This window comes from Sphaerisporangium dianthi, from assembly GCF_042654065.1.
Lineage (GTDB): Bacteria > Actinomycetota > Actinomycetes > Streptosporangiales > Streptosporangiaceae > Sphaerisporangium > Sphaerisporangium dianthi.
In genome coordinates, this window is the sequence record NZ_JBHSFP010000001.1 from 99,318 (window position 1) to 125,254 (window position 25,937).

Annotated in this window: 22 protein-coding genes; 14 read left to right on the top strand and 8 right to left on the bottom strand. The window is 70.6% G+C overall.

Annotated elements, in window-relative coordinates:
• Positions 1 to 53: 53 nt before the first annotated feature.
• A complete protein-coding gene (locus ACFO60_RS00460) occupies positions 54 to 1,820 on the top strand; it encodes a carbohydrate-binding module family 20 domain-containing protein (protein ID WP_380835578.1) in 1,767 nt (588 codons plus the stop codon).
• Between the two features lie 87 nt (positions 1,821 to 1,907).
• Positions 1,908 to 2,966: a hypothetical protein gene (locus tag ACFO60_RS00465; RefSeq protein WP_380835580.1), complete on the top strand. Its 1,059-nt coding sequence runs from the start codon at positions 1,908 to 1,910 to the stop codon at positions 2,964 to 2,966.
• A gap of 139 nt (positions 2,967 to 3,105) precedes the next feature.
• Here ACFO60_RS00465 and ACFO60_RS00470 read toward each other — a convergent pair whose 3' ends face one another.
• The 3 genes from ACFO60_RS00470 to ACFO60_RS00480 form a co-directional block, all read right to left on the bottom strand.
• Positions 3,106 to 3,987 (bottom strand): GNAT family N-acetyltransferase, encoded by an 882-nt coding sequence (locus ACFO60_RS00470; RefSeq protein WP_380835581.1) that lies wholly within the window; start codon positions 3,985 to 3,987, stop codon positions 3,106 to 3,108.
• A 149-nt stretch (positions 3,988 to 4,136) separates the two neighbouring features.
• Complete coding sequence (locus ACFO60_RS00475; RefSeq protein WP_380835583.1) at positions 4,137 to 4,868, bottom strand: type 1 glutamine amidotransferase; 732 nt, start codon at positions 4,866 to 4,868, stop codon at positions 4,137 to 4,139.
• Between the two features lie 11 nt (positions 4,869 to 4,879).
• Entirely contained in the window at positions 4,880 to 5,338 is a 459-nt protein-coding gene (locus ACFO60_RS00480) for a MarR family winged helix-turn-helix transcriptional regulator (protein WP_380835585.1), read from the bottom strand.
• A gap of 96 nt (positions 5,339 to 5,434) precedes the next feature.
• Between ACFO60_RS00480 and ACFO60_RS00485 the strand changes: the two genes are divergently transcribed.
• Complete coding sequence (locus tag ACFO60_RS00485) at positions 5,435 to 6,661, top strand: FAD-dependent oxidoreductase (protein ID WP_380835587.1); 1,227 nt, start codon at positions 5,435 to 5,437, stop codon at positions 6,659 to 6,661.
• Positions 6,662 to 6,668: 7 nt separating this feature from the next.
• On the opposite strand, the gene ACFO60_RS00490 is transcribed toward ACFO60_RS00485, so the two are convergent.
• Entirely contained in the window at positions 6,669 to 7,175 is a 507-nt protein-coding gene (locus ACFO60_RS00490) for a carboxymuconolactone decarboxylase family protein (protein WP_380835589.1), read from the bottom strand.
• A gap of 53 nt (positions 7,176 to 7,228) precedes the next feature.
• Positions 7,229 to 7,630, bottom strand: a complete 402-nt coding sequence (locus ACFO60_RS00495; RefSeq protein ID WP_380835590.1) for a hypothetical protein — start codon at positions 7,628 to 7,630, stop codon at positions 7,229 to 7,231.
• Between the two features lie 276 nt (positions 7,631 to 7,906).
• Between ACFO60_RS00495 and sigJ the strand changes: the two genes are divergently transcribed.
• The 3 genes from sigJ (at position 7,907) to fxsT (ending at position 12,242) form a co-directional block, all read left to right on the top strand.
• Entirely contained in the window at positions 7,907 to 8,899 is a 993-nt protein-coding gene (gene sigJ / locus ACFO60_RS00500) for an RNA polymerase sigma factor SigJ (RefSeq protein WP_380835592.1), read from the top strand.
• Between the two features lie 131 nt (positions 8,900 to 9,030).
• Positions 9,031 to 9,723, top strand: a complete 693-nt coding sequence (locus ACFO60_RS00505) for a hypothetical protein (protein WP_380835594.1) — start codon at positions 9,031 to 9,033, stop codon at positions 9,721 to 9,723.
• Positions 9,723 to 12,242 (top strand): FxSxx-COOH system tetratricopeptide repeat protein, encoded by a 2,520-nt coding sequence (gene fxsT / locus ACFO60_RS00510; RefSeq protein WP_380835596.1) that lies wholly within the window; start codon positions 9,723 to 9,725, stop codon positions 12,240 to 12,242. Before ACFO60_RS00505 ends, fxsT begins: the two co-directional genes overlap by 1 nt.
• 48 nt (positions 12,243 to 12,290) lie before the next feature.
• On the opposite strand, the gene ACFO60_RS00515 is transcribed toward fxsT, so the two are convergent.
• Positions 12,291 to 13,052, bottom strand: a complete 762-nt coding sequence (locus tag ACFO60_RS00515; RefSeq protein WP_380835598.1) for an ATP-binding protein — start codon at positions 13,050 to 13,052, stop codon at positions 12,291 to 12,293.
• 213 nt (positions 13,053 to 13,265) lie between these two features.
• On the opposite strand from ACFO60_RS00515, the gene ACFO60_RS00520 reads away from it, so the two are divergent.
• Positions 13,266 to 14,645, top strand: a complete 1,380-nt coding sequence (locus ACFO60_RS00520; protein WP_380835600.1) for a helix-turn-helix domain-containing protein — start codon at positions 13,266 to 13,268, stop codon at positions 14,643 to 14,645.
• Positions 14,646 to 15,122: 477 nt separating this feature from the next.
• Here ACFO60_RS00520 and ACFO60_RS00525 read toward each other — a convergent pair whose 3' ends face one another.
• The gene (locus ACFO60_RS00525; protein ID WP_380835601.1) at positions 15,123 to 16,070 is read right to left on the bottom strand and encodes an endonuclease/exonuclease/phosphatase family protein; all 948 of its coding nucleotides are present in this window, start codon (positions 16,068 to 16,070) and stop codon (positions 15,123 to 15,125) included.
• A 366-nt stretch (positions 16,071 to 16,436) separates the two neighbouring features.
• Between ACFO60_RS00525 and ACFO60_RS00530 the strand changes: the two genes are divergently transcribed.
• The 4 genes from ACFO60_RS00530 (at position 16,437) to ACFO60_RS00545 (ending at position 18,483) form a co-directional block, all read left to right on the top strand.
• A complete protein-coding gene (locus ACFO60_RS00530) occupies positions 16,437 to 16,724 on the top strand; it encodes a Fe-S cluster assembly protein HesB (RefSeq protein ID WP_380835603.1) in 288 nt (95 codons plus the stop codon).
• A gap of 418 nt (positions 16,725 to 17,142) precedes the next feature.
• Positions 17,143 to 17,562, top strand: coding sequence for a hypothetical protein (locus ACFO60_RS00535; RefSeq protein WP_380835604.1), 420 nt, complete (start codon positions 17,143 to 17,145; stop codon positions 17,560 to 17,562).
• Complete coding sequence (locus ACFO60_RS00540) at positions 17,559 to 17,765, top strand: helix-turn-helix transcriptional regulator (protein WP_380835605.1); 207 nt, start codon at positions 17,559 to 17,561, stop codon at positions 17,763 to 17,765. The genes ACFO60_RS00535 and ACFO60_RS00540 overlap by 4 nt, the downstream gene beginning before the upstream one ends.
• A gap of 280 nt (positions 17,766 to 18,045) precedes the next feature.
• Positions 18,046 to 18,483, top strand: coding sequence for a hypothetical protein (locus ACFO60_RS00545; RefSeq protein ID WP_380835607.1), 438 nt, complete (start codon positions 18,046 to 18,048; stop codon positions 18,481 to 18,483).
• Between the two features lie 496 nt (positions 18,484 to 18,979).
• Here the strand turns inward: ACFO60_RS00545 and ACFO60_RS00550 are convergent, their stop codons facing one another.
• Positions 18,980 to 21,829 carry a galactose-binding domain-containing protein gene (locus ACFO60_RS00550; protein WP_380835609.1) on the bottom strand — a complete coding sequence of 950 codons (2,850 nt, stop codon included), beginning with the start codon at positions 21,827 to 21,829 and terminating at the stop codon, positions 18,980 to 18,982.
• A gap of 264 nt (positions 21,830 to 22,093) precedes the next feature.
• Between ACFO60_RS00550 and ACFO60_RS00555 the strand changes: the two genes are divergently transcribed.
• The 3 genes from ACFO60_RS00555 to ACFO60_RS00565 all read left to right on the top strand — a co-directional run bounded on the left by ACFO60_RS00555 (position 22,094) and on the right by ACFO60_RS00565 (position 25,927).
• Positions 22,094 to 23,191, top strand: coding sequence for a LacI family DNA-binding transcriptional regulator (locus ACFO60_RS00555; protein WP_465269869.1), 1,098 nt, complete (start codon positions 22,094 to 22,096; stop codon positions 23,189 to 23,191).
• A 368-nt stretch (positions 23,192 to 23,559) separates the two neighbouring features.
• Complete coding sequence (locus tag ACFO60_RS00560; RefSeq protein WP_380835611.1) at positions 23,560 to 24,939, top strand: extracellular solute-binding protein; 1,380 nt, start codon at positions 23,560 to 23,562, stop codon at positions 24,937 to 24,939.
• Positions 24,940 to 25,009: 70 nt separating this feature from the next.
• Positions 25,010 to 25,927: a carbohydrate ABC transporter permease gene (locus ACFO60_RS00565; protein WP_380835613.1), complete on the top strand. Its 918-nt coding sequence runs from the start codon at positions 25,010 to 25,012 to the stop codon at positions 25,925 to 25,927.
• The last annotated feature ends 10 nt before the right edge of the window (positions 25,928 to 25,937 follow it).

Below are 25,937 nucleotides of genomic sequence, written 5' to 3' on the forward strand. Positions count from 1 at the left end.
TCGCGGCACCCGGCCCGGCACGGGATCGCATCCATCGAACCTGGAGGCGCCACGTGAGATCCTGCGACTCTCCCCCTTCCGCCCCTGCTTCACGCCCCCGCACCGGCTCTCTCGCCCTGTCCGCCGTCCTCGCCCTGCTGATGGCGCTCGTCGCCGTCCCCCTGGCGGGCGGCCCCGCGCAGGCGGCTCCGCCCGGCGCCAAGGACGTCATCGCCAACCTCTTCGCCTGGAACTGGCCCTCGGTCTCCGCCGAGTGCACCAACGTGCTCGGCCCGGCCGGGTACGGAGGCGTGCAGGTGTCGCCGCCGCAGGACTCGCTGAAGCGGTCCGGCACCCACTCGTGGTGGGAGCTGTACCAGCCCGCCGCCTACGACCTGAACGGGCGGCTCGGCGACCGGGCGCAGTTCTCGGCGATGGTGCGGGCCTGCCACGCGGCGGGGGTCAAGGTCTACGCCGACGCGGTCATCAACCACATGACCGGCCAGGGCTCGGCCTCCTACGGCGGGAAGACCTTCTCCAAGTACAACTACCCCGGCACCTACTCCCCGGCCGACTTCCACTACCACCCGGCCGCCTGCGGCAACGCCGACAACACCGTCCACGACGGCGACTACGGCGGCAGCGCCCGCAACGTGCAGCAGTGCGAGCTGGTGGGCCTGGCCGACCTGGACACCGGCGCGAGCTACGTGCGCTCGCGCATCGCCGCCTACCTCGACGACCTGACCGGCCTGGGGGTGGACGGGTTCCGCGTGGACGCGGTCAAGCACATGAGCCCGGCCGACGTCTCGGCCATCTACGGGCAGCTCACCGGCGCGCCGTACATCTTCCAGGAGGTCATCTACGCCGCCGGCGAGGCCGTGCAGCCGGGCCAGTACACCGGCCTCGGCGACGTGCTGGACTTCCAGTACGGGCGCTACCTCAAGCAGAAGTTCGAGGGCGCCATCTCCGACCTGCAGACCTTCGGCGCGGGCTGGAGCGGCATGCAGCCGGGCGACAAGGCCGTCACGTTCGTCACCAACCACGACACCGAGCGCAACGGCTCCACCCTCACCTACAAGAACGGCGCGACGTACACGCTGGCGAACATCTTCCAGCTCGCCTGGCCGCACGGCGCGCCGCAGATCTACGACGGGTTCGCCTTCAGCGACAACGACGCCTCCCCGCCCTCGGACGGCGACGGCCGCGTGACCGCCGCCACCTGCTCCGGCGGGTGGACGTGCCTGCACCGCGACAGCGCGATCAACGGCATGGTCGGCTTCCGCAACGCCGTCAGGGGCACCTCGGTGGCCAACTGGAGCGCGCCCGGCTCCAACGTGATCGCCTTCAGCCGCGGCGCCAAGGGCTGGGTGGCGATCAACAACGGTTCCTCGTCCTACTCCGGCGCCTTCGCCACCGGCCTGCCCGCCGGCGTCTACGCCAACCTGACCGGCGGCGGGTCGGTGACCGTCGGCTCCGGCGGCGCCGCGACGGTCACCGTCCCCGCCAAGAGCGCCGTCGCCATCCGGACCGGCGGCCCGGCCGCGCCCGCCTCGATCGCCGTGTCGTTCAACGCGAACGTGACGACGACCTGGGGGCAGAACGTGTTCGTGGTCGGCGACGCCGCCGAGCTGGGCGCCTGGAACACCGCGAACGCGGTGGCGCTGTCGTCGGCGGCGTACCCGGTCTGGCGGGCCACGGTGAGCCTGCCGGCGAACACGGCCGTCCGGTACAAGTACATCAAGAAGAACCCCGACGGCTCGGTCACCTGGGAGAGCGACCCCGACCGCTCCTTCACCACCCCCGCGGCCGGCGCCGCCACCCGCGACGACGCCTGGCGCTGACCCGGAGGCGAGCGGCGGTCGTCGTGACGAAATAGACGAAAGGGAGTGATGGTATCGAAGTGCCGCAGTAGCATCGCGGGCGTGCGAATGAGCCGTGTTGCTGTCGTCGTCGTCATGGCCGGAGCGGCTCTCGCCGTCCCGGCGAGCGCTCAAGGGGCCGCCGGGCCGGGCAACCCCGCGGGCCGGGCGCCGGTGCCCGTGGACGGCAGGGCGATCGGCACCTCGCGTCCCGATCGGGTGGTGGGGAACGGGACGCCCGCGAGCTGCACGTCGGCGGCGGTTGTGGCGGCGGTGGCCAAGGGCGGGCTGATCCGGTTCTCCTGCGGGGCGAAGGCCGTCACGATCGTGATGCGGGCCACGGCGAAGGTGCGCAACACCGCCAAGCGCGTGGTGCTGGACGGCGGCGGCAAGGTGACGCTGAGCGGCGGCGGGCAGCGGCGGATCCTGTACATGAACACCTGCGACAAGGCGCAGGTGTGGACGACGCCGCACTGCGACGACCAGCAGTGGCCGCAGCTCACCGTGCAGAACATCCGGTTCGCGGACGGGAACGCCACCGGCGAGCGGGCCGAGGGCGGCGGCGGTGGCGCCGTGTTCGTGCGGGGCGGCCGGTTCAAGGCGGTGAACTCCACCTTCGTGCGCAACCGCTGCGACCTCACCGGGCCGGACGTCGGCGGGGCCGCGATCCGGGTGCTGGACCAGTGGCGTGACCTGCCGGTGTACATCGTGAAGAGCACGTTCGGCGGGGCCGCCGGGCAGGGCGGGGTGTGCTCCAACGGCGGGGCGCTGAGCAGCATCGGGGTGTCGTGGGTGGTCCTGAACAGCGTGTTCACGCACAACAAGGCGGTCGGGCGGGGCGCCAACCCCGCGAGGGGCGGCACACCGGGCGGCGGCAGCGGCGGGGCGATCTACACCGACGGCAACCGTTTCACCGTGCGCGTCGCGGGCTCGATCGTCACCGACAACACCGCGCGGGAGGGCGGCGGGGCCGTCTTCTTCGTCAGCAACGACCGGACCGGGACGCTGAGCATCGAGCGATCGGCGTTCCGCCGCAACCGCAGCGCCGGCTTCGAGACCAAGGGCTTCCCGGGCATCTTCTTCCTCGGCGCGGGACGTCCGCGGGTCCTCTCCTCCACCCTGAGATGACCCCCCGGCCCGGCGCGACGTGTCGCCGTGGTCGGCGCACTGCCTGACACGTGCGCGGATGAGGTCCGATCCTCCGCACCGCCGCCGCGACCGGATCGGGGTCGGCATCGTCCCGCCCGGGGGCCTTCGCGGTCCCGGGTCAGAGGTCGAGCTGGTATTTGAGGATGCGGTGGGTGGGGACGTACCCGAGGGCGTCGTTGACGGCTCTCATGGCCACGTTGCCGTCGGCGGTGTCGGTGAGCAGGCCGGCGAGGTCCGGGTGGCGCTCGCGGGCGCGCCTGATCGACTCGGCCTTCATCCAGCGGGCCAGCCCGTGGCCTCGATGCTCGGGGAGAACGCCCGTGCCGTAATGCTGGGCGTCCCCCTTGCCGTCGCCGGGGACGACCAGTTCGGTGAAACCGGCGATGGATCCGTCGGACTCGGTCACGGCGGCGACGGTGTGCAGCGACTCGCCGCGTTCCTCGATGGCCCGCGCGGCGGCCAGCACCCGATCGGCGTCCCAGACGTCCACGCCGAAGTCCGCCTCGCCCATCGGCATGTCCGCCATCGCCCGCCGCGAGGCCGTGAAGGTGTTCAGCAGGTGGCCGGGCACGATTCCGTCCCAGGACACCAGTCGGTAGCCTGGACGCGGCTCCTCGGCGAGCGCTTCGAGAGCCGCCGCATCGACCTGCGCCAGCGGCAGCCGGGCGAAGGTGAGCGCCAGGACCGGCCGGAAGCCTCGCGCCGACAGGAACCCCTCGCCGGGCGAGCCCTCCGGGACGTCGGCGACGACGCGGCGGCGATCGTCCTCGCGCGCGGCGGCCACCGCCGCGTCCAGCAGCAGGGTGCCGACGCGGGCGCGCCGCTCCGCCGGATGGACGTTGACCTCCAGTTCGGCGAGATGCCGCACCTCGGGCCGGCCGAACAGCCTCAGGAACGCCGAACCCACCGGATCGCCGCCGGCGTCGGATGCCAGCCAGGCCAGACGGCGGCCGGAGTCGCCGCTTCCGGGGTCGGTCAGCGGAGTGATGCGAATCGACACGAGCTCTCCGTCGCAGGCAGGGCGCACGAGAGGGGGTCGGGGCCCGGCCCGTGAGCGCTCATGCGCGATTCGCCGAACGTACCCAGACCGTCCCGCCCACCGCAAAGCATTTACCAGTGATTGTCACTCTGCGGTGGGACCGCGGACGCCTACCGCCGGACGGTCCCCGAGTCACCGTCGCGCACGAGCGAGGCGAAGCGCCGCGCCACCTCGTGCCAGGCCGCCGTGGCGGCCGGCTCGTCGGCGACGGCCGCCGCGTACAGCTCCTCCCGGTCGAATCCCTGCCCTCGCAGTTCGGCGGCGTCCCACTGGCGGATGCGCTCGGACGTGACCTCGGGGTGGAACTGCACGCCCCAGGCCCGGCCGCCCACCCGGAACGCCTGGTAGGGGCACCGGCCGGTCTCCGCCAGCCACACGGCGTCCGGCGGCAGCGCGGTGATCGCGTCGACGTGGTGCTCGATCGCGGGGACGACCTCGGGCAGGTCGTGGAAGAGCGCGTCGCCCGCCGCCTCCGCCCTGATGGTGACGGCGGTGCTGCCGTGCTCGGGCGCTCCGGCGTCGGCCCGCACCTTCCCGCCGGCGACCGCGGCGAGCATCTGGCCGCCGAGGCAGATGCCGAACATGGGCACCGACCGGGCCAGGGCCTGGGCGACCAGGGAGCGGGCGCCGGGCAGCCACGGCGCCTTCTCGTCGTCGTCCGGCATGTAGCCGCCGCCGAGCACGATCAGCCCGTCGTGCGCGAGCCGGGTGGGAAGGGCCGAGCCGTCGAACGCGGTGACGACCTCCAGGGAGACGCCCGCCTCCCCCAGCCACTCGCCGAAGCGGCCGGGGCCGCCCTTCTCCCCGTGCTGCACGACCAGCACACATGGCATTTCGGACATGAGCCCCGATGTTACCCGCCGCCGTCCCCCGGCCCGTCACCAGCGACCTTGCGCATGAAGCCGGCGATGAGCCGCAGTTGCGCCGTGTCGTACTCATCGAGGATCGCGGACACCCGCGCGCCCTGACCCGCGTAGAGCGGGGCGATGCGCCGCTGGATCTGCTCCTCGTCGCGCGACACGATCACCTTGCGCCGGTCGCCGGGGACGCGGTCACGCCGGATGAACCCCGCCTGCTCCAGGCGGTCGAGCACGCCGGTGACGGTGCCGGTGCGCAGGCCGGTCAGCTCGGCGAGCCGGCCGGGGGTCAGCGGACCGTGCACCTCGAGCAGGGTCATGAACTGCGAGTCGCTCGCCCCCAGACCGAGCTGTTCGGCCACGTGGTGGCTGAACAGGATCGATGAGGCGATCACCCGGCGGGTCGAGTCCACGATCTCGGCCGCGAGCGCCCCGCGCGATTCACTCGTGGGCAAATCACTCGTCGACAAGAGTATCTCGCCTTCGCTAGTATCTCGTCTAGCCGAGCTATTCGGCAGTATGAGACATTTTCCCATGGAGGAGGACGCGTCGTGGCGAAGGTCCGGCAGGCATTGGTCATAGGAGGCGGCATCGCCGGGCCGGTGACGGCGATCGCGCTCAGAAAGGCGGGCATCGACGCCACCGTGTTCGAGGCGCACGAGCGGCCGGCCGACGAGGTCGGCGGCGCGCTCACGCTCGCACCGAACGGCATGGCGGCGCTCCAGGCGCTCGGCGTGGACCAGGCGGTGGCCGAGGCCGGGGTGCCCATGCCCCGCATGGTGATGGAGACCGGCGCCGGCAAACGGCTCGGCGTGTACGACGACCTTCCCGGCCTGCCCGTCAGCAGGACGTTCGCGCGCCCCGATCTCTACCGGGCCCTGCTCGACCAGGCGACCGGCCACGGCGTCACGGTCGAGCACGGCAGAAGGCTCATCGGGTACGACGACGAGCCGGACGGCGTGGTGGCGCACTTCGCCGACGGCACGAGCGCCACCAGCGACGTGCTCGTCGGCGCCGACGGCATCCGGTCCACCGTCCGCACGCTGCTGGACCCGGCCGCGCCGCAGCCGCGGTACGTGGGCCTGCTGGGCCTGGGCGGCTGGGTGCCCCGCGACGGTTTGACGAGCACCGGCGGCGCGATGCACCTGGCGTTCGGCAAACGGGCGTTCTTCGGCTACTTCGTCCCTGAAGACGGACGCGCCGGGTGGTTCGCCAACCTCCCCTCTGCCGAACCGCTCACCGCCGCGCAGGCCCGCGCCGTCCCGGCCGCCGAGTGGCTGCGGCGGCTCAAGGAGTTGTACGCGGACGACCGGACCCCCGCCCTCGCGATGCTCTCGCGGACGCGGGAGGAGGACCTCGTCAACGTCGGCGGGATGCAGGACATGCCCCCCGTCCCCGTCTGGCACCGGGGACGCGCGGTGCTCGTCGGCGACTCGGCGCACGCCACGTCGCCGAGCTCGGGCCAGGGCGCGTCCCTGTCCATCGAGAGCGGCGTCCAGCTGGCCCGATGCCTGCGCGACCTGCCGACGACCGCGGAGGCGTTCACGGCCTACGAACGGCTGCGCCGCCACCGGGTGGAGACCATCATCGCCAAGACCGCCCGGGTCAACAACGACAAGGCGGCCGGCCCCGTCGGACGCGTCCTTCGCGACCTGCTGTTCCCCCTCGCGATACGCACCTTCTACAGCCAGGAGAGGCTGTTCGGCTGGGTCCACCGCTACCGCATCGACTGGAACGAACCCCTGACGCCCCGGTCCGTCGACGCGTCCACCGCTTAGGGCCGCGTCACCTGCTGTAGTTCTTCCCGGGGACCTTGCCGGGGATCGGCTTGCCGATGAGCGCGACGGGGATGAAGAAGCAGATCTGGCCGATCGCCATGGTGAGCGTCCACAGCGCCTTGTCGTCGTAGTGGGCGGCCGCCCTGGCGTACAGCTCGTCGGGGACGCGCTCCCCGCGCGGGTTCGGGATGAGGACGGCCTCCACGAGCTCCAGTGCGATCCGTTCTGCGCCGGTGAAGTAGGGGGCGTCCTGCCACGACGCCACGGCGGTGATGCGTTCCTCCGTCTCCCCGGCCTTGCGGAGGAGGCCCGTCTGCCGGACGGTGTGGTAGGTGCTGCCGACGATCTGCCCGGCGCGCAGTTGCACCAGGCTGACGGTGGTGTGGGGGATCGCACCGTTCCGGGCGGCCTTGGTCATGGCTCCGGCGATCGCTCCCAGTTCGGGGAAGAACCGGCTGGGGTCGGGCAGACGGGACTGGAAAGTGTCCTGCCCGGTCGTCGTGGGCGTGGTCATGGCGAGGTTTCCCTTCTCTGCTGCAACGCGGGTTCGAGGCGACGCGCCGGCCGTCACGCCGCCGTGGCGAGGGAGGTGCGGCCGCCGGTCCAGATCCGGGCGGACTGAATGACGCTCATGCCGAACATCAGGACGCCCAGGGGGACGTGCACGATCTTCACGTGCGCGATGCCCAGCGCTATCTGCGCCAGCGCGAGCACCAAGAAGCCGACCGCGTACAGGATGGGCCGGGGCGAACCGCCGCCCGGCCGCCACACCAAGATCGCGACGATCGGGTGCACCATCGCCACGACGAACAGCGTGTACGCCCCGGCACTGTGCAGCGCCCCGCCGCCGGGCGCGGACAGCAACAGTCCCGCGGTGATCGCCTGGACGAAGACGGCCACGGTTTGCAGGGTGATCGCGATCCGCAGGAACATGAGGTTGCGCTGCTTCGTCATCGTGCGCGTGGGCATGGCGGGTTTCCTTCTCGATCTCAGCGGTGTCCGGGGCGTGCGCCCCGGCGTGTCAGCAGTCCGACGACACAGCCGCCCGGAATGTGAGGCGCCGCGCCGACCTCACGTTCCGGAGCGCTGACCCGTCACATTCCGGCGGGCTGTCATATTCCGGTGCGCTGTTGCGTCGAATCGGTGAGGGCGGACGCGACAGAAGCGGCGCGCCGGCCTCACAATTCGGTGCGCCGTCTCGTCGGACCGGTGAGGACGGACGCGACACAGGAAGCCGGGGACACCATGACCACCCCATCCACGCCAGGAGACGGCCCGCTCGACCCGAGCCTGAGTGCGATCATGAGCGAGCGGCGTCAGCTGATCAATCTCGCGTACCGGCTCCTCGGCTCCCTGTCCGACGCCGAGGATGTCGTACAGGAGACCTACGCCCGCTGGTACGCCATGTCCGCGCAGCGACAGGAGGCCATCGAGTCACCCGGCGCCTGGCTGACCAGGGTCGCGAGTCGCATCTGCCTCGACCTGCTCGGCTCGGCGCGGGCCCGGCGCGAGCGCTACGTGGGCGAATGGGTTCCCGAGCCACTGCCCGGGAGTACGGAGTGGATCGACGGACATCCAGGCGGCGCCACCGCCGACCCGGACGACCCCGCCGACCGGGTGACCCTCGACGAGTCGATCAACATGGCCTTCCTCGTCGTCCTCGAATCGATGACCCCAGCCGAGCGCGTCGCGTTCATCCTCCACGACGTCTTCCGCTACTCCTTCGCCGAAGTGGCCGAGATCGTCGGCCGTACGCCGGCGGCCTGCCGCCAACTCGCCTCCTCGGCCCGCCGCCGCGTCCGCGCGTCGCAGGCTCCCGCGACTCCGGTAACGCGTCAGGCGGACCTCGTCAGAGACTTCAAGCGGGCATGGGAGGCCAAGGACATCGGCGCCCTCGTCGGCCTCCTCGACCCCGGCGCCACGATGATCTCCGACGGCGGCGGCCTGGTCAGCGCCGTGCTCCGCCCGATCGAAGGCGGCGAGCAGATCGCCCGCTACATCGTCGCCATCGCCGACCTGGCGCCCGGCCTGACGATCGTGGAGCGCACGATCAACGGTCAGCCCGGCCTGGTGGCCCAGCACGACGGCGTCACCGTGACGGTCGCGGCCTTCGACGCCCCAGGCGACCGGATCAAGCACATCTGGGCCGTACGCAACCCCGAAAAGCTCCGCCCCTGGACGGCAGAGCCACAAAGAACCCCGCGCACGGCGCCGGACCGTGAGGCGGAGAAGTCGTAGCAGCCCAACGCACGGACGGGGTGCCGGCGGAGCAGGCGAACGCCCAAAGAGAGTTGAGATCGGCACCACGGGAAGGCACCCTCCGCTACCGATCGGACACTGTTTGATCGCAATCGCCTGCGATGCGCCAGATGTACACCGATGATGGAGGCATGAACGCGGGCCGGGCAAGGTGGGCGTGGCCGTTGCTGGCGGCCTCGGTGGTGCTGCCGGTGGCGATCGCGGTGGCCGGCAACCAGATTCTCAACGACGGGGCGTGGAACCTGTGGTGGGGCCTGGTCGCCGTCACCCTGACCGCCGCCGGCACCCTGGTGACCCACCACCTGACCGGCCCTGCCGCCTCCCCCGCACCTCTAGGCGGAACAAACACCACCACGCCTCCAGGCGGCCCGAACACCACCGCCGCAGCCTCGGGCGGCACGCATACCGCCACCGCACCTCCAGGCGGCAGGCATACCGCAGCCGCAGCTCCAGACGGCGCGCACATCGCCGCCTCGGCCGCCGACGGCTCGACCGAGAGCGGAAAGGCGACCCGGACGACCCAGACGGTGAGCGGCTCCACCGCCGCCGGCGACATCACCCAGATCCAGGGGGCAGGAGGCGTGCGCATCGTCCGCAGCCGCACCCCCGCTCCGTCCTCTCCGCCACCCGTGCCGTCCTCTCCACCTCCCGCCCCAGCAGCGACCGATCCCTCGCCGGAGCCGGTGGGTGGTGGCGCCGGGCCGCGTCCGGGCGGCGGTCACCAGGCGGTGACCGGTTCGCAGGCCGGCGGATCGATCGACCAGATCTCCGGCGTACAGGGCGACGTGGACATCGAATCCTGATGAGCAGCCCGGCACCCGCAGAACCGCTGACAGACCCGGACCGGCCGGCGCAATCGGTCGTCGATACCCAGGTATACGGCCATCTGCTGCAGATCAGCCAGGTCGAGGGCAACGTCACCGTCCGCCTGGGCGAGACGGCCTCCGTGCTGGAGCGGGACCTCCAGCAGATCATCGAGGGGGACATCCCGCAGCAGCCCCGCGGCTTCCAGCTCCGCCGGCAACTGCTGGAGCGGTTGCACAACCAGGTGGCCGCGACCGGCGCGGCGGTGGTGTGCGCGGTGACCGGCACACCGGGAGTGGGCAAGACCATGCTGGCCGCCGCCTACGCCTGGAGCTGTCAGGCCGCCGGATGGCCGGTGGTGGCCTGGATCGTGGCCGAGACCGGCGAGCAGATCCAGACCGGGCTGGCCGCCCTTGCCGAGCGGCTACAACTGCGCCAGACCGAGGACGACGCCGCCACGGCGGCCAGACGTGCCCGGGACTGGCTTTCCGCCACCCGGCAACCGAGCCTGCTGGTGTTCGACAACGCCGCCGATGTGGAGCAGGTGCGGACCTGGTGCCCGGCCACCGGAGCGGCCCGGGTGGTCATCACCTCCCGCAACCGCGCGTTCGAACGCGCCTACGACGCGGTGCCGGTGCAGGAGTTCACCCCGGAGCAGGCGCGGAGGTTTCTGCGCGAACGCACCGGCCTCCCCGACGAGGTCGGCGCGGGGCAGGTGGCGGCGGAGTTGGGCTATCTACCCCTGGCATTGGACCAGGCGGCGGCCTTGATCGTGCGGCGGCGTCTGGACTACGGCCGGTACCTGCGGCTGCTGCGCACCTTTCCACTGCCCCGGTACCTGCCCGCCGAAGCCGGCGCCCGCTACCCGACGGGCACCGCCAAGGCGATCCTGCTGGCAGTGACCCAAGCAGAGGAAACCCTGCCCCACGCTCGGCCGATGCTCGAGAAGCTGGCGGTACTGTCCCCCGCCGGTGTGCCCCGGCTCATCCTGTACGGCACACCGGACATTGGTGACCCAGACGACCTGGACGAGCAGGCGGAGATCGCGCGGGAGCAGGTCGATGAGGTGCTGGCCGACCTCGCCGACACCTCGCTGATCTCCTTCACCGAGGACGGCGGCACCGTACTGATGCACCGGCTGGTCCAACGGGTCCTACGCGAACGCGCCCGGTACGACAACCGGCTCCAGGCCACTCTCACCGAAGTCACCGCACTGCTGGCCCGGTTCAACGACGCCCTGCCGGACGGGCACGCCACCTGGAGCGCCCGCCCAGCGACAGAGATGCTCATCGAACAGACCACCGCCCTACACGCCCTCACCCCGCAGGACGCGCTCACCGGGCCTCTGTTGAGTTTGCGCGCCTGGTGCGCTCGATACCTGATCGACCTGGCCGATCTGCGGCGGGCGATCCCTCTGTGCGAACAGACACTGGCCGAGCAGAAGCGGGCGCTGGGCGAGGAGCACCCCGACACACTGAACTCTCGCAGCAACCTGGCATACGCCTATCAGGCAGCCGGGAACCTGAAGCGGGCGATCCCACTGCACGAACGGACTCTGACCGTGCGGAAGCGCGTGCTGGGCGACGAACACCCCCACACGCTGAACTCACGCAACAACCTGGCCTACGCCTATCAGGCAGCCGGGAACCTGGAGCGAGCGATCCAACTGCACGAACAGACATCGGTCGACTATGTGCGGTTGCTGGGCGAGGAGCACCCCTACACGCTGACCTCACGCAGCAACCTGGCCAACGCCTACCTCACGGCGGGGAATCTGGAGCGGGCCATCCCGCTGTACGAACAGACTCTGACCGAGCGGGAGCGGGCGCTGGGCGACGAGCACCCCGACACACTGACCTCACGCAACAACCTGGCCAACGCCTACCTCACGGCGGGGAATCTGGAGCGGGCGATCCTGCTGTTCGAACAAGCTCTGACCGAGCGGGAGCGCGTGCTGGGCGACGAGCACCCCGACACACTGACCTCACGCAACAACCTGGCCAACGCCTACCAGGCAGCCGGGAACCTGGAGCGGGCGATCCCGCTGCACGAACAGACACTGGCCGATGAGGAGCGCGTGCTGGGCGACGAGCACCCCCACACGCTGAACTCACGCAACAACCTGGCCGGCGCCTACCGAGCCGCAGGGGATCTGAAGCGGGCCATCCCGCTGTACGAACAGACACTGGCCGAGCAGGAGCGCCTACTGGGCGACGAGCACCCCCACACGCTCAACTCACGCAACAACCTGGCCGGCGCCTACCAGACGGCGGGGGATCTGAAGCGGGCCATCCCGCTGTACGAACAGACACTGGCCGAGCAGGAGCGCCTACTGGGCGACGGACACCCCCACACGCTGACCTCACGCAACAACCTGGCCGGCGCCTACCAGGCAGCCGGGAACCTGAAGCGGGCGATCCCGGTGTACGAGCAGACGCTGGCCGACTGTGAGCGGGTACTGGGCGGGGAGCACCCGTTGACGAAAACGGTACGAGGCAACCTGCAGCGAGCCCAGTAGCGAAGCCGCCCAGAACTAGGAGTGGCCCAGACGGGCTTCCGCCAGCGTTCATGTGGAACCTTCGCCTCGCGAAGAGGAGTTCGTCATCTCGTCGTGCGGCCGTCGACAATCGAGCCCGTCATCGTCGGCCGCTGCGTAGCCGAAGGACGCTTCCACCAAGTACGGGAAGGCGAGTCCTTTGTCCGAGAAGGGGGGTAGGGCGAAGGCGACCGCTTTGGCGGGTGCGCCCGTGATGACGGTGCGGGTGGAGTAGGCCCGGCAGCGGCCGTCGGACAGCGCGTGGGCCAGGAGCAGTCCTCGACCGCCCTCGGTGAACAGGCCGCACTCCCCCGCTTCTTCTGGGACGGCGCCGTCGGCTTCTCCGGGAACGGCGCCGACGATCTCTCCGGAGACGGTGCCGGCCGCTTCCGGTGCCGCCTCCTGCGGCGCGACGACGTCCGGCTGCCGCCATCCTTGCGGCGCGCGAAGGACGTCCAGGACCTGGGAGACCGCGCTGATGTCCGGGTCGCCGTCGATGATCTCGCACCAGATCGGGACCTCGCCGAGGCTGAAGACGCGCATCTCGTACGGTGGCCGGGCGTGCTTCTCGCAGTTGGCCGCCAGCTCCGCGGCGATGATCTCCATGTCGCCGACGGCGTCCGCGCCCACCCCGGCGTTCTGGAGCGCTTCGCGGACCACGGCCCGCGCCCGCCGCGACGCGGAGCCGGCGGGAAGGATCCTGATCAGGATACGAAGATCGTCTTCGTCGGTCGGCGCCGTCTCGGGCGAGCCGAGGATCTCCGCTCGACCACGGCTGTCGGCTGATGGCATGCGCGCACGCTCCCCTTCATCTCGGGTGATTGCGCACAGCAGGAAACGGCACGACGCCACGGGCGTGAAAGACCGCCATCCGCCCGTTCATGCCCCTCCGTGACCGTCACCGATCAGGTGTCGTTTTCCGGACGCTTCCCGTGACCGCCTGGCGTCGCCGAGACGATCGATACCACAATCAGTGAGGATCCGATCACGGAGAGGAGCACGGCCATGACGGGGGCTCGCCCTTACGGGGAACGTCCTGGGCTGGTCAAGGCGCGCAAACGGCTCGGCATGAGCCAGGAGGTGGCGGCCGAGGCGGTCGGCGTGACGCCCAGGACGTGGGGTCGCTGGGAACGGGGCGACCAGGGCATCCGCCCGATCTACCGGATGCGCCTGGCCGCCGTGTTCGACGTGGACCCGGCCGAGGTGGAGCGGTGGGTGGAGGGCGAGGCTCTCACTCCCGCCACTGAACTGTCGCCGATGACGGACTTCGGGCGCGGATCCCTCGCGGCTACCGTGAGGGCGGCCGAGCATCTGTGGAGGTGCGACATGGATCTGTCCCGCCGGCACATCCTGGCGGCGCTGCCGTTCGTCCCGGCCGCCCTGGGCGAGTGGCTCTCGGCCTGGACCTACGACCGCGCGAGCGCGTCCGTCGCCCACACCGGGGTCGGACCGTCGGTGGGCATGGGCGACGTCGAGCGCATCGACGAGGCCAGGCAGGCGTTCATCAGGATGGACAACCAGTTCGGCGCGGGGCTCATCCGCCCGGCCGTGGTCGACTACCTGAACACCAAGGTCGCTCCCCTGCTGCGCGGGCGTTACGACGAGCGCGTCGGCGCCCGCCTCATGACGGCCGCCGCGGGCATGACCGGGCTGGCCGGATGGACGGCCTTCGACCTCGGCCTCCAGGGGCAGGCGCAGTACTACTACGGGCAGGCGCTGCAACTCGCCAAGGGCGGAGACGACCCGCTGACCGCCGCCTGGGTGCTCACCACGATGACCCACCAGGCCACCCATATGGGGCATCCCCGCTGGGCCGCGCGGCTGGCGCGGGCTTCCGTCGACACCGGCCGCCGCGCCCAGGCGTCACCACGCGCCATGGCACGGCTCCGCAGCCGGGAGGCATGGGCGCTCGCCCTTGAGGTCAACCTGGCCGAGACCCGTGACGGCCACGCCGTCAAGCACGTCGAACGCCTGCTCGGCGAGGTCGAACGCGACTACGCCCAGGGCCCCGCCGACCGCGACCCTTCATGGATCGCGCAGTTCGAGGCCACGGAGCCGGTGGCCGAGGCGGGCATAGCCTGGCATCTCATCGGCGAGCACGAGCGCGGCGCTGCCTGCGCCGAATCCGTGATCAAGCAGTACACCGAGCGTCGTTTCCGGTCGGCGCAGTTCAGCCGGGTGAGCGCCGCCGAGGCGTATCTCGGCATGGGCGAGCTGGACCGTGCTCTCCACCTCGCACGTGAGTCGATTCCGATGGCCAAGACCCTGACTTCCGCCCGCCCCGCGGAACGCCTGCGACGCTTCGACACGCACCTGGAGCCCTACGCGGACACCATCCAGGTCCGCGAGTTCCGCGACCGCGTCCGACAAGAACTGGCCGCGTGACCTGACCGGTTCTCGCCGTACAAAGGGCGCCGGAGCCGCCGTGATCCGCACTCGCCGCCACGGCGCCCTCTACCCCACCCCCACACGAGGGGACACATAGCCCGCCCGTACGCGTATCCCGTGTCACGCGTACCCCGCGGTCAGCACCAGAGGGTTTCGGGTGAGCGCGGCAACGGCGCCGACCGCGACCAGCCTCCATCAACCCTGCGGTCAGCACCAGAGAGTTTCGAATGGGCGCGGCGACAGCGCCGACCGCGACCAGCCTCCATCAACCCAACGGTCAGCACCAGAGAGTTTCGAATGGGCGCGGCGACGGCGACCGGCGGCATGGGCAACGGGTCGGACCACCACCTCCACCCTCAAATCCAACGGTGCGCCAGTGGCCAGTGCCTCGGAGACTTGAATGCCACTTCTCTGAGGCGTGAGCTCGGCGTACTGGGCACTCGTGTGCATGACGGGCGGGCCGGTCATCCGGTCTCAGAGGGTGAAGTGGGCGACGATGGGGGCGTGGTCGGAGTCGGGGGCGTCGCGGCGGGGGGTGGGGTCTTCGGCCACTGAGGGGAGGCCGTGGCCGACCACTGAACGGATCTCGGCGACGCGTTCGATGAGCGCGCGGCTGGCGAGGACGTGGTCGATCAGCTCTCCCCGGCCGTTGTGGACGCGGGAGAAGCGCTCCGCCTCGGGGATCAGCGTGGCGAGGTTCCACAGCCGCCAGGCGTCGCCCTTGTCCGGACGCAGCGCCCCGGCGGTGCCGAGTTCGGACCCGGGCGGGCCGAGGACGATCTGCGTGGTGGCGGCCTGCGGCTCGTCGTTGAAGTCGCCGAGCACGACCACCGGCCGCTCCTGCCCGTGGCCGCCGACGAGCATGTCGGCGAGGCCGCGCAGCGTGGTGGCCTCGGCGGCCCGCCGGTACAGGGCGTAGGCGCCGTACCTGGCGCGCTCGCCCTCGTCGCGGGCGGCGAACCGGCCGCCGGGGAAGCTCAGCAGCTTGGACTTCAGGTGGCAGACCGCCACGTCGAGCGTGGTGCCCGCGCTCGGCTCGACCCGTACGGCGAGCATGCCACGGCTGGTCTGGGCGGTCGCGGGCCCGGCGTCGGTGCTCTGGACGGCCGCAAGCGGCGAGGTGAAGGCGGTGACGTCGTGGAGAACGGTGAGCGGGAGGCGGCTGAGCACTCCGACCCGGATCCCCCGCGCGTCGGGATGTCCCGACAGCGCGGTGTGCCATTCGCCGCCGAGCGCCTCCACCAGGTCGGCGAGCGCCGCGGGGTCTCCGACCTCCTGGACGCCGAGCACGTCGGGGCCGATGCCGGTGAGGGTGCCGGCCAGTGCCGAGATCTTCGCCTTGTACGCGGCCTCGTCGCGGGGGCCGAACTCCCCGCCGGGCCGGTAGAGGTTCTCCAGGTTCCACGTGCCGACGACGACCATGACCGCTCCCGTAGTGAACGCGGACGGGAACGTTCCCGCTGCGCGCGCACCCCCGTGGCGCAGGCGGGAGCCGGCCCCTCCCCCTCGTGAACGCGGGAACCGGCACGATCGCCGCCCGCGGCTCCACTATGACCGTTCCTGCACCGGTTGGCCATGCGTTCGGGCATACGTAAGGTGATGCGTTCGCGGCCATCCGGGCACCCGGGCACGGACCGCTCGAACCCATCGGCCGACGTGCGGACGACCACTGCCGTGCCAACGCCGATGAGCGAGAATCGACTCCCAGGAATCCGACAATGAGGTTTATACACCCCAAATCGGGCATGGGGCGGTTAACCCGGGAAGTGACCCTCTCGAGGAGGCTCAATGCTCACGCTGACCGAGACCGCCGCCAAGGTGATCCGTGACCTCAACACCCAGTCGGGCGAGTCGACCGACAAGGGCATCCGCATCTCCTCGCAGGGCGAGGACGCCGGCTCACTGATGCTGTCGGTCGCCGACGGGCCCGAGACCACCGACAAGGTGGTCGAAAGCGAAGGGGCCAAGGTCTACCTGGACCCGGTGGCCGCGACCGTGCTCGACGACAAGGCCCTGGACGCCGACGTCGACGACCAGGGAGGCATCTCCTTCCACGTCGAGGACCAGCCTGTCTGACCTCCCGCACCACGACGGGCCGGGAGGTCCGCGAACAAGGCCTCGCCCCGCGGGCCGAAGCCCCGCCTTCCGCCGGGGCCGCCGGTCCGTCCTCGAAGTTCCAACGACCAGGTGACCGGGCTGTGACGCGCTGACGGCCGGCACCGCCGTGAGCCGCGTGTTCAGCCCGGTCACCTCTGTTCGTACCGCCGTCGCGGCCCTCCACTCCCGCCGGCGCCCCCCGCCGCCAGGCCTTCTCGCCGCTACGCGGCCGGTGACGTCCGACCCGAGTGGAGGGCCTGCCACGGCAGAACCGACGGCAGTCCCATGCCGCCCGGACCGGGGGCGGCTCGACTGATGTCAAGTGAGCTTGACATCGCGGCAGGTTCCTCCTACCGTGTCAAGTGCACTTGACTTTTCGCCGCAGGGAGGGCCACTCGTGCAGGCACACGACGCGACCGGGGACTATCGGGAGTCGATCGAGACGACCGTTCGACTTGCACTCTGGACACTCGCCTGGCTGGCGACCCTTGCCTTGGCCAAATTCGGCCCCGGACTCTTCTGGGATTCGCAGCGACCGGCGGCGAGCTGGGCCGCGGTCGCCGCCAATCTCGTCGTCGGCATCGGATGGATCGTCGCCTTCGCGCGCTTTCTCCGAGGACAAGATGAGTTGCAACGGAAGATCATGCAGGATGCGCTGGCGGTCGCCCTCGGAGTGGGGTGGGTCATCGGATTCGCCTACGTCGTCGCGGACGCCGCCGACCTCGTCGTCTACGACGTCGATGTCGCGGTCCTCCCCGTGCTCCTAGGAGTCGTCTACGTGATCGCCGTCATGGTCGGCAAGATCAGATATCGATGAAGAACCGCATCAAGGACCTCCGGGCCGAAGGCGCCTGGACGCAGGCCGACCTGGCTCAGCGTGTCGGCGTGTCAAGGCAGACGATCAACGCGATCGAAACAGGGAAGTTCGACCCGAGCCTTCCCGTCGCCTTCCGTCTCGCCAGGCTGTTCGACCTGAAGATCGAAGAGATCTTTCTCGACGATGAAGCGTCTCGGGTGTAGCGTGCGGCCGCACGTTCCTCGGCTGCGCGGTGCTCGACGGGACCGCCGAGAGCGTGTGGAGGACGTCCCACTTTCATCTCCCCGGGCGTGGCGAACCCCAGGTCGGCGCGCGTGTCGCATCCCAGCGTCCCATTTCTCATGATTGCTCTGGCCCGCCCCGGCGGCCGCCCGCGAGCATCGGCCTCACACCCGTTTCGGGAGCGGTAGCACCCGGTTCGGAGCGGCTTGCACCCGGTTGGAGAGCGGGTCGTCGAGAGATGAGAACTCGGAGAGGAGTCGCATGTCGGTACACCTGAGCAAGCGGCGGATCAGCATGTCAGTGGGAATCGCGGCGGTCGCCGTGGCCACGTCGGTCGCGACGGCGGTGCCCGCCGGCGCCGACACCTGGCTGTCGGACCCGGGCGGCTGCACGAACGTGCAGACCGCGGTCCAGCGGGACGTCAACGGGTACACCGTCCAGATCCGGTACGGCACATGCGGGGGCCGGCAGCACGGCTGGGGGCGTGTCATCAACGGCAGGGGCGACTATTACGTCGTGCTGGAGGTCGACACCAACGGCGACCGCCAATGGGACACCCTGGACACCAAACTGATCAGTTCCCGGAACTACACCCGCGGCTATCCCACGGCCTCGGGGTCGACCCGCGCCTTCCGCGCGTGCGTCATCAAGAACAAGACGTGGGACTGCGCCGCGGGTTCGCCCACCGGCTGGTGGTGATCGACCGGCAGGGGTCGCCAGGGGGCGGCCCCTGCCCGTGCGGCGGCGAGGTCGAAAGTTTCATGGGATCACGTGGCCGGGCCACGCCGAGCCGGCGATCAGCCCACGGCCACGACCTGCGTGTTGACGCCGATTTTCCCTGTTCAAGCCGTCGTCGGCAGACCACGCGACCATCGGCGGTCTTGTCGCTTTCGGTTATGCTCCGTAACTTTCGAGCGGGACTCGTATCCCGTTCGGGTGAGCGTAAGGGCTCATGCTGGGCGTTCGCCCTGAACGGCGGTGCATGCGCGGCCGCCTGGGCTCCGCCCGCGCGCCGGGCGGCCGAGGAACACATCCGGCTGATCACCGGGAGCCATCGCCGGATGGCAGGGACCTCGGTGGCAGGTGCGTCCCCCTGCCACCGAGGCCCGGTCTCGGATCCGGTGCGGGGGGCGTCGCTCGGGGGCGCCCCCCGCACCGGATTCTCCACTCGGCCGCCCGCGCGGCCCGCCCTCCGCTAGGAGGAGTAGACCTCGAACTCCGACAGCTGCCCGGCGGGCCAGCCGGTGTTCCCGGTGAAGGTCAGGCGCAGGTGGCGCCGGACGGTGGCGGAGAAGGTGATGGTGGCGCTGTTGCCGGTGGCCGGGTTGAAGGTGTAAGCGGCCGGGCCTGCGATGGTGCTGTACGACGACCCGTCAGCGGAGCCGAGCACCGCGATCGTCTGGCTGCGGGTCGCCCAGGACGCGGACGGCGGCAGCTTCAGCACGATCCTTCCGACGCTGGAGGACGCGCCGAGGTCGACGGCGACCGACTGCGGCCAGGCGTTGTTCACGCTCTCCCAGTAGGTGCCCGCGTTGCCGTCGACCACGTTGCCCGAGCCGTACACGTCCGCGTGCCCGCTCTCGCTGGTCGCCTTGCCCCGGGCGAGGTTCCCCGAGGACGGCGTAGGAGTGGGCGTCGGGGTGGGCGTGGGTGTCGCGGCCGCTCCGCCGTACACCTCGAAGGACGAGAGCTGGGCGGCGGGCCAGCCGGTGTTCCCGGTGAAGGTCAGCCGGACGTACCGGACGCCGGCCGGGGTGAACGACACGGTCGCCGTGTTGCCCGACGCCGGGTCGAACGCGCGTCCCGCGGCGGGCGACAGGGTGGTGTAACCGCCGCCGTCGGTGGAGCCCAGCACCGCGATCGTCTGCGTGCGGGCCGCCCACGCCGCCGCCGGGGGCAGCTTCAACGTCACGCGCTGGACCGAGGCGACCGCGCACAGGTCGACCGTGATCGACTGCGGCCAGGAGTTGTTCGTGCTCTCCCAGTAGGTGTCGGCGTTGCCGTCGACGGCGTTCGCCGGGGCGTAGCCCTGCGACTGGCCGGTCGCCGTGACCGTCCTGCCGCGCGCCAGGTCGCCGGCGCCGGGAACGCAGGGGGTCGGCGTCGGAGTGGGGGTGGGGGTGGGGGTGGGGACGGTGGGCGTCGGGGTCGGCGTGGTGCCGCCGCCTCCGCCGGGGTAGATGTAGTTGGGCGCCGGCCAGCCGCCGCAGAACGTCGAGCCGGGGCTCCACCCGGTGTTGCCGCTGCCCTGCGTGATCGAGAAGCCGCTGCCGACGCAGTTGTGGACGCTGACCCCGGCGCCGATGTGCGCGGCGCTGACGCCCGTGAACGTCGTCCGGGCCGCGGCCTGCGCCTGGATCATGTACGTGCCCGTCCCGTCGACCTTGACATCGGTGAAGTTGACGGTCTGGGTGCTGCCCTCGATGAAGTGGATCGCCGCGTACGAACTGTCCAGGATGTCGGTGTCGGTGACGTTGATCGTCGCGTTGACCGGTTCGTTGAGCGCGTCGAACCAGATGGCGCCGACGCCGAAGTTCCAGTTGTAGTCGGAGTTCCCCGCCCGCAGCAGAGTGTTGCGCGCCACGGTGTGCGTGCCGGCGACCGCCGTGCCCGAGCCGGAGTTGACCCCGGGGTAGCGGTTGGCGATGTGGATGCCGCCGCCGTTGGTCACGGTGTCGGTCACCACGTTGTCGGTGATCTTGATGTCCCGTCCGCCGTAGGTGACGATGTTGTTGGCCAGCACCGGCGCGACCACCGTGTTGCGGGTGAACGAGTTGCCGACGTTGGCCATCCGGTCCGGCCACATCGCGAGCCCGTCGTCGCCGGTGTTGCGGACGAAGGTGTTGGTCACCGTCGAGTTCGTGACGCCGGTGTGGAAGTTCACCCCGTCGGCGGTCTGGTCGAGGATGCGGCTGTTCCTGATGGTGAAGCCGTCCATCGGGCCGTCCATCCAGGCGCCGACCTTGGTGTGCTGCATCCACACGTTGTCGACGACCGAGTTCGTCATGGCGCCGCCGATGGCGTTGACCTGGTCCTCGTCGACCCGCTCGGCGATCTCGCCGATGATGGCGAAGTCGCGCAGCGTCACGTTGCGGCTCGGGCCGCCGGCCTCGTGCGAGCGGACGGGGCCGGTGTACCCGCCGCCGGCGACGTACTTGCCGTAGATGCCGGCCGCCAGGTTGCGCTGGGTGGGGTGCCGGCCGGTCAGCACGCTGTACCAGGGTCCGGCTCCGGCGAGGGTGACGCCGTCGACGACCACGTGGTCCCACAGCGTGTAGGTGCCCTCGGGGATGTAGACCACCTTGCCCTGGGCCTTGCCCGCGTCGACGGCGGCCTGGAAGGCGGCGGTGGAGTCGGTCGCGGAGTTGCGCGCGGCCCCGAAGTCGTCGACCGACAGGGAGCCCGCCGGGCGGCCGATCTGCGCGGGGACGGCCTCGAAGTCGGCCAGGTCCACGGTGATCGGGATGCCGCCGGCGTGCTGGACGCGCACCTTGGTCCCGGCGCTCAGCGTCGAGCCCAGCGTGGTGCGGGCCTCGTCGTAGAAGTGGTGCGGGTTGCCGGCGCCCGGATTGTTGCCGAACGGGTAGCCGCCGTAGTACCAGCCGTACCGGGAGGTGAGCGGCAGGTCCTTGAGGTGGGCGCCGTTGACCCGCACGCCGGCGGTGGTGTTCTGGCCGGTCCCCGCCGCGTTGTCGGGCACGCTGTAGCGCACGACCATGGCGTTCGCCGGCTTGGTGAGCGTGAACTCCACGTACTCGCCGGCGGCGTCCAGGGTCACGGCGCGACGGCCGGACGCCTCGGACGGCAGGTGGGTGTAGACCCGGTCGGGCCCGATGACCTGGCCGTTCGTCGTGGCGTGGGCGGTGTCCTCTGCCTCGAACTCGGTGAAGGGAACCGTGGCGCCGCGCCCGGCGAAGTCCCACGGCGTGTCCACCGCCGTGGCGGCCACCGTCCCGGAGGACAACGGCGGGACCGAGAGCGTCCCCGCCGCCAGTGCCACCGCGGTGGCGATCGTCCAGGCGCGCAGCCTGCCCGTTTGTCTCATCGGCTGACCCTTCTGCGAAGTGCGAAGAGCCGGGACGCTTCGCGGTCAGGGACGCGCGGACCGTCGCTTGCCCGGCGGAACTGCCCACACCATAAGATGACAGACAGATAACTGCAATGTTTCGACGAATAGCTGCAAGGTCACGACTATGTCACGCGATTCGCCGCGATCAACCGGCCCAGACGGGCGGACAGGCATGCCTTGACGCCCGTTTCCGGCACTCCGCGCAAACGGCTTGCAGACGGCTGCCGTATATTTGCGGGCGTGACAAGCGACAAGGCGGCCTCCCGTCCGAACGGCGGCCCGGCCGCCCGCCCCGCGGCCGCCGGCGACACGGTCGCGCGCGCGACGACGCGCAGACTCGCCGAGGTGGCCCGCAAGGTCGGCGTCAGCGAGGCCACGGTGAGCCGGGTGCTCAACGGCAAGCCCGGCGTCTCGGACACCACCCGGGCCGCGGTGCTGACCGCGCTCGACGTGCTCGGCTACGAACGGCCCACCCAGTTGCGCGGTGAACGGGCGCGCCTGGTCGGCCTGGTGCTCCCCGAGCTCGGCAACCCGATCTTCCCCGCCCTGGCCGAGGTGGTCGGCGGCGCGCTCGCCCAGCGCGGTTTCACCCCCGTCCTGTGCACCCGCACCGCGGGCGGGCTGTCGGAGTCCGACTACGTCGAGATGCTGCTGGAGCAGCAGGTCTCCGGCATGGTCTTCGCCGGCGGGCACTACATGGAGGCCGACGCGCCGCACGAGCACTACCTGCGCCTGCTCGACCGGCGCCTGCCGACCGTGCTCGTCAACGCCGCGATCGGCGAGCTGAGCCTCCCCTGCCTGTCCACCGACGACGTGGTGGCGGTGGAGCAGGCGTTCGGCCACCTGACCTCGCTCGGCCACACCCGCATCGGCATGGTCCTCGGGCCGCGCGACCACGTCCCCTCGCGCCGGAAGCTCGCCGCGTTCCAGTCCGAGGCCCGCCGGGCCGGGCTGGAGGCGGGCCCGGACACCGTCGAGCACAGCCTGTTCTCGCTGGAGGGCGGCCAGGCCGTGGCGACGCGGCTGGTCAACAGCGGGCTCACCGGCATCATCTGCGCCAGCGACGTCCTCGCGCTCGGCGTGCTGCGCGCGGTGCGCCGCCTCGGCATGTCGGTGCCCGAGGACGTCTCCGTGGTGGGCTTCGACGACTCGGCCTTCATGAACTGCACGAACCCGCCCCTGACGACCGTGCGCCAGCCCATCGAGGCCATCGGCAGGACGGCCGTCACCCTGCTGGTCAACCAGATCGACGGCGGCTCGGTGACCGCCGAGGAGCTGCTGTTCGAGCCCGAGCTCGTCGTCCGCGGCTCCACCGGCCCGGTCAAGACGCGCGACTGACGCGGACGCGCCCTCCCCGCGCGACACGCGACCGGCTCGCGACCGGCTTCGCACGCGCGGCCGGCTCTCGCGCGCGTGGCCGGCTTCCGCACGCGTGGCCGGCTCGTACGCGTGGCCGGCTCGTACGCGCCGTGCCGGATCATCCCGCGGCCCGTCAGGTTCGCGGCGTCTCGCCGCCGGGGCGGCGCATCAGTGTGACGTCGAGGTGACAAGCCTGTTACCAGAGAGGTCACTGTCACTTTTTTGCATCAAGGACATCGGACTCTTGCTGGCATATGTCTGCCTCTATATGTTGCTCCCAACCGGTTCACGAAGCTGTACCAGAACTTGGGCCTCGTAGTCGGGGGCAGTCCAGGAGGGAAACATCCATGAAACCCCGCAACCTTGCGATCCTGCTGAGCGCAGGGATCGCGCTCGCCGCCGCCGGATGCGGCAGCGGCGCCGGCGACACCCCTGACGCGAAGTCGTCGCAGGGCTCGGCGCCCCCCGCCGCGGCGGCACCGGTGACGATCACGGTCGGCTGCAAGCCGCCGAAGAACAACCCCAAGGAAGCGGCCCAGTGGGACGCCGACGTCACGGCGTTCCAGCAGTCGCACCCGAACATCACGGTCGAGGGCAAGGACGCCTTCCCCTGCATCGTCCCCGAGACGTTCCAGGCCAAGCTGGCCGGCGGGGAGATGGAGGACCTCTTCTACGTCTACTACACCGACGTCCAGAAGATCATCGCCTCCGGCCAGGCGGCGGACATCTCGCCGTACCTCGACAGCGTCCCCGCGCTGAAGAACATCCGTCCCGACGTCATCAGCGTCTTCAAGAGCGGTGACAAGGTCTACGGCCTCCCGAGGGTCAACTACTCGACGGGCCTTGTGTACAACCGCAAGCTGTTCACCCAGGCCGGGCTCGACCCCGACCAGCCGCCCAAGACCTGGGCGGAGGTGCAGGCCGCGGCCAAGAAGATCGCGGCGCTCGGCGCCGGCTACGTCGGGTACGGCGAGTACAGCGCGGGCAACACCGGTGGCTGGCACTTCACCTCCTCCATCTACGGCCGCGGCGGCGACGTCGTCACCCCCGACGGCAAGCAGGCCGCCTTCAACAGCCCTCAGGGCAAGGCCGTGCTGGACAACCTCAAGCAGATGCGCTGGACCGACGACAGCATGGGCACCAAGCAGCTGCTCCGCTGGGAAGACCTCATGCGCATGATGGGCAGCGGCAAGCTGGGCATGATGATCGGCGCTCCTGACGTGGTCAAGGAGGTCAACAACACCTTCAAGGGCAAGTTCGACGACTACGGCGTGACCGGCATGCCCGAGGCCACCACCTCCCTCAGCGGCGGCGACGGCTACATGTTCAACCCCAAGGCCAGCCCCGAGCAGATCAAGGCCGGTCTCCAGTGGCTGGAGTACAAGTTCCTGACCCCCGGACAGGGCCAGTTCGACTTCGAGCGGGCCAAGGCCGACGGGCTGCCGGTCGGACTGCCGGACATCGACCTGTTCGGCGACACCGAGCCGGGCAAGAAGATCCTGGACCTGCGCAAGCAGTTCGCGACGATCCCGGTGGAGCACTTCCAGCCGTACATCGACGCCAACACCGCGGTCCAGTTCAAGCTTGAGCCGCCGAAGGCCCAGGAGATCTACGCGGTACTGGACACGGCGATGTCCGCGGTGCTGACCAGGAAGGACGCCAACGTCGACCAGCTGCTCTCCGACGCGGAGAAGAAGGTCAACAACATCCTGGCCAAGTCGAGCTGACCTCGGCCCCGGGGTGCCGGCCGCCACCGGCCGGCACCCCGCCCACGCACTGACGCAATCGGGAGTACAGATGACCACGACGGCCGCGGCGGCGTCACGGCGCCGCGCTCCGGGGGCGGCGGGGCGCAGCGTCCGCCGCAATCTGACGGCGTACGGGTTCCTCTGCGGGGCGCTGCTGTGCTTCGCGTTCTTCTCCTGGTACCCGATGGTGCGGGAGTTCCTGCTCAGCTTCCAGAAGACGAACTTCGTCGGGCCGCCCGAATGGGTGGGCCTGGACAACTTCCGCACCGTGACCGAGGATTCGGCGTTCGCCCAGGCCTGGATCAACACGGCCGCCTTCACCGGGCTCGCGCTGATCGTCGGGTACGCCGTGCCGTTCGTGGCGGCGATCGTCCTGAACGAGCTGCGGCACGCCAAGGCCTACCTCAGGTTCGTCGTCTACCTGCCGGTGATGCTGCCGCCGGCCGTCGCGGTGCTGCTGTTCAAGTGGTTCTACGACCCGGGCCCCGGGCTGTTCAACCAGATCCTCGACCTGGTGCACCTGCCGGGGCTGAGCTGGCTGGACTCCACCAGCACCGCGCTGCTCTCGCTGGTGCTCGTCTCCACCTGGATGAACCTCGGCACCGGCACGCTGATCTACCTGGCGGCGCTGCAGAGCATCCCGGGCGAGCTGTACGAGGCGGCGGAGCTGGACGGCGCGGGCCTGTTCAGGCGGGTGTGGCACGTCACCATCCCGCAGACCAAACTGGTCCTGCTGGTGATGCTGCTGCTGCAGATCGTCGCCACCATGCAGGTGTTCATCGAGCCGTACCTGCTGACCGGCGGCGGCCCTGAGAACGCGACGGTCACGGTGGCCTACCTCATGTACCAGTACGCCTTCAGCTTCGGCAACTTCGGCGGCGGAGGCGCGCTCGGACTGATGCTCATGATCGTGCTGATGGTGTTCTCGGCCGTCTACCTGCGCGTCTCGCGGGACAACCAGATCTAGGAGTTGGCGA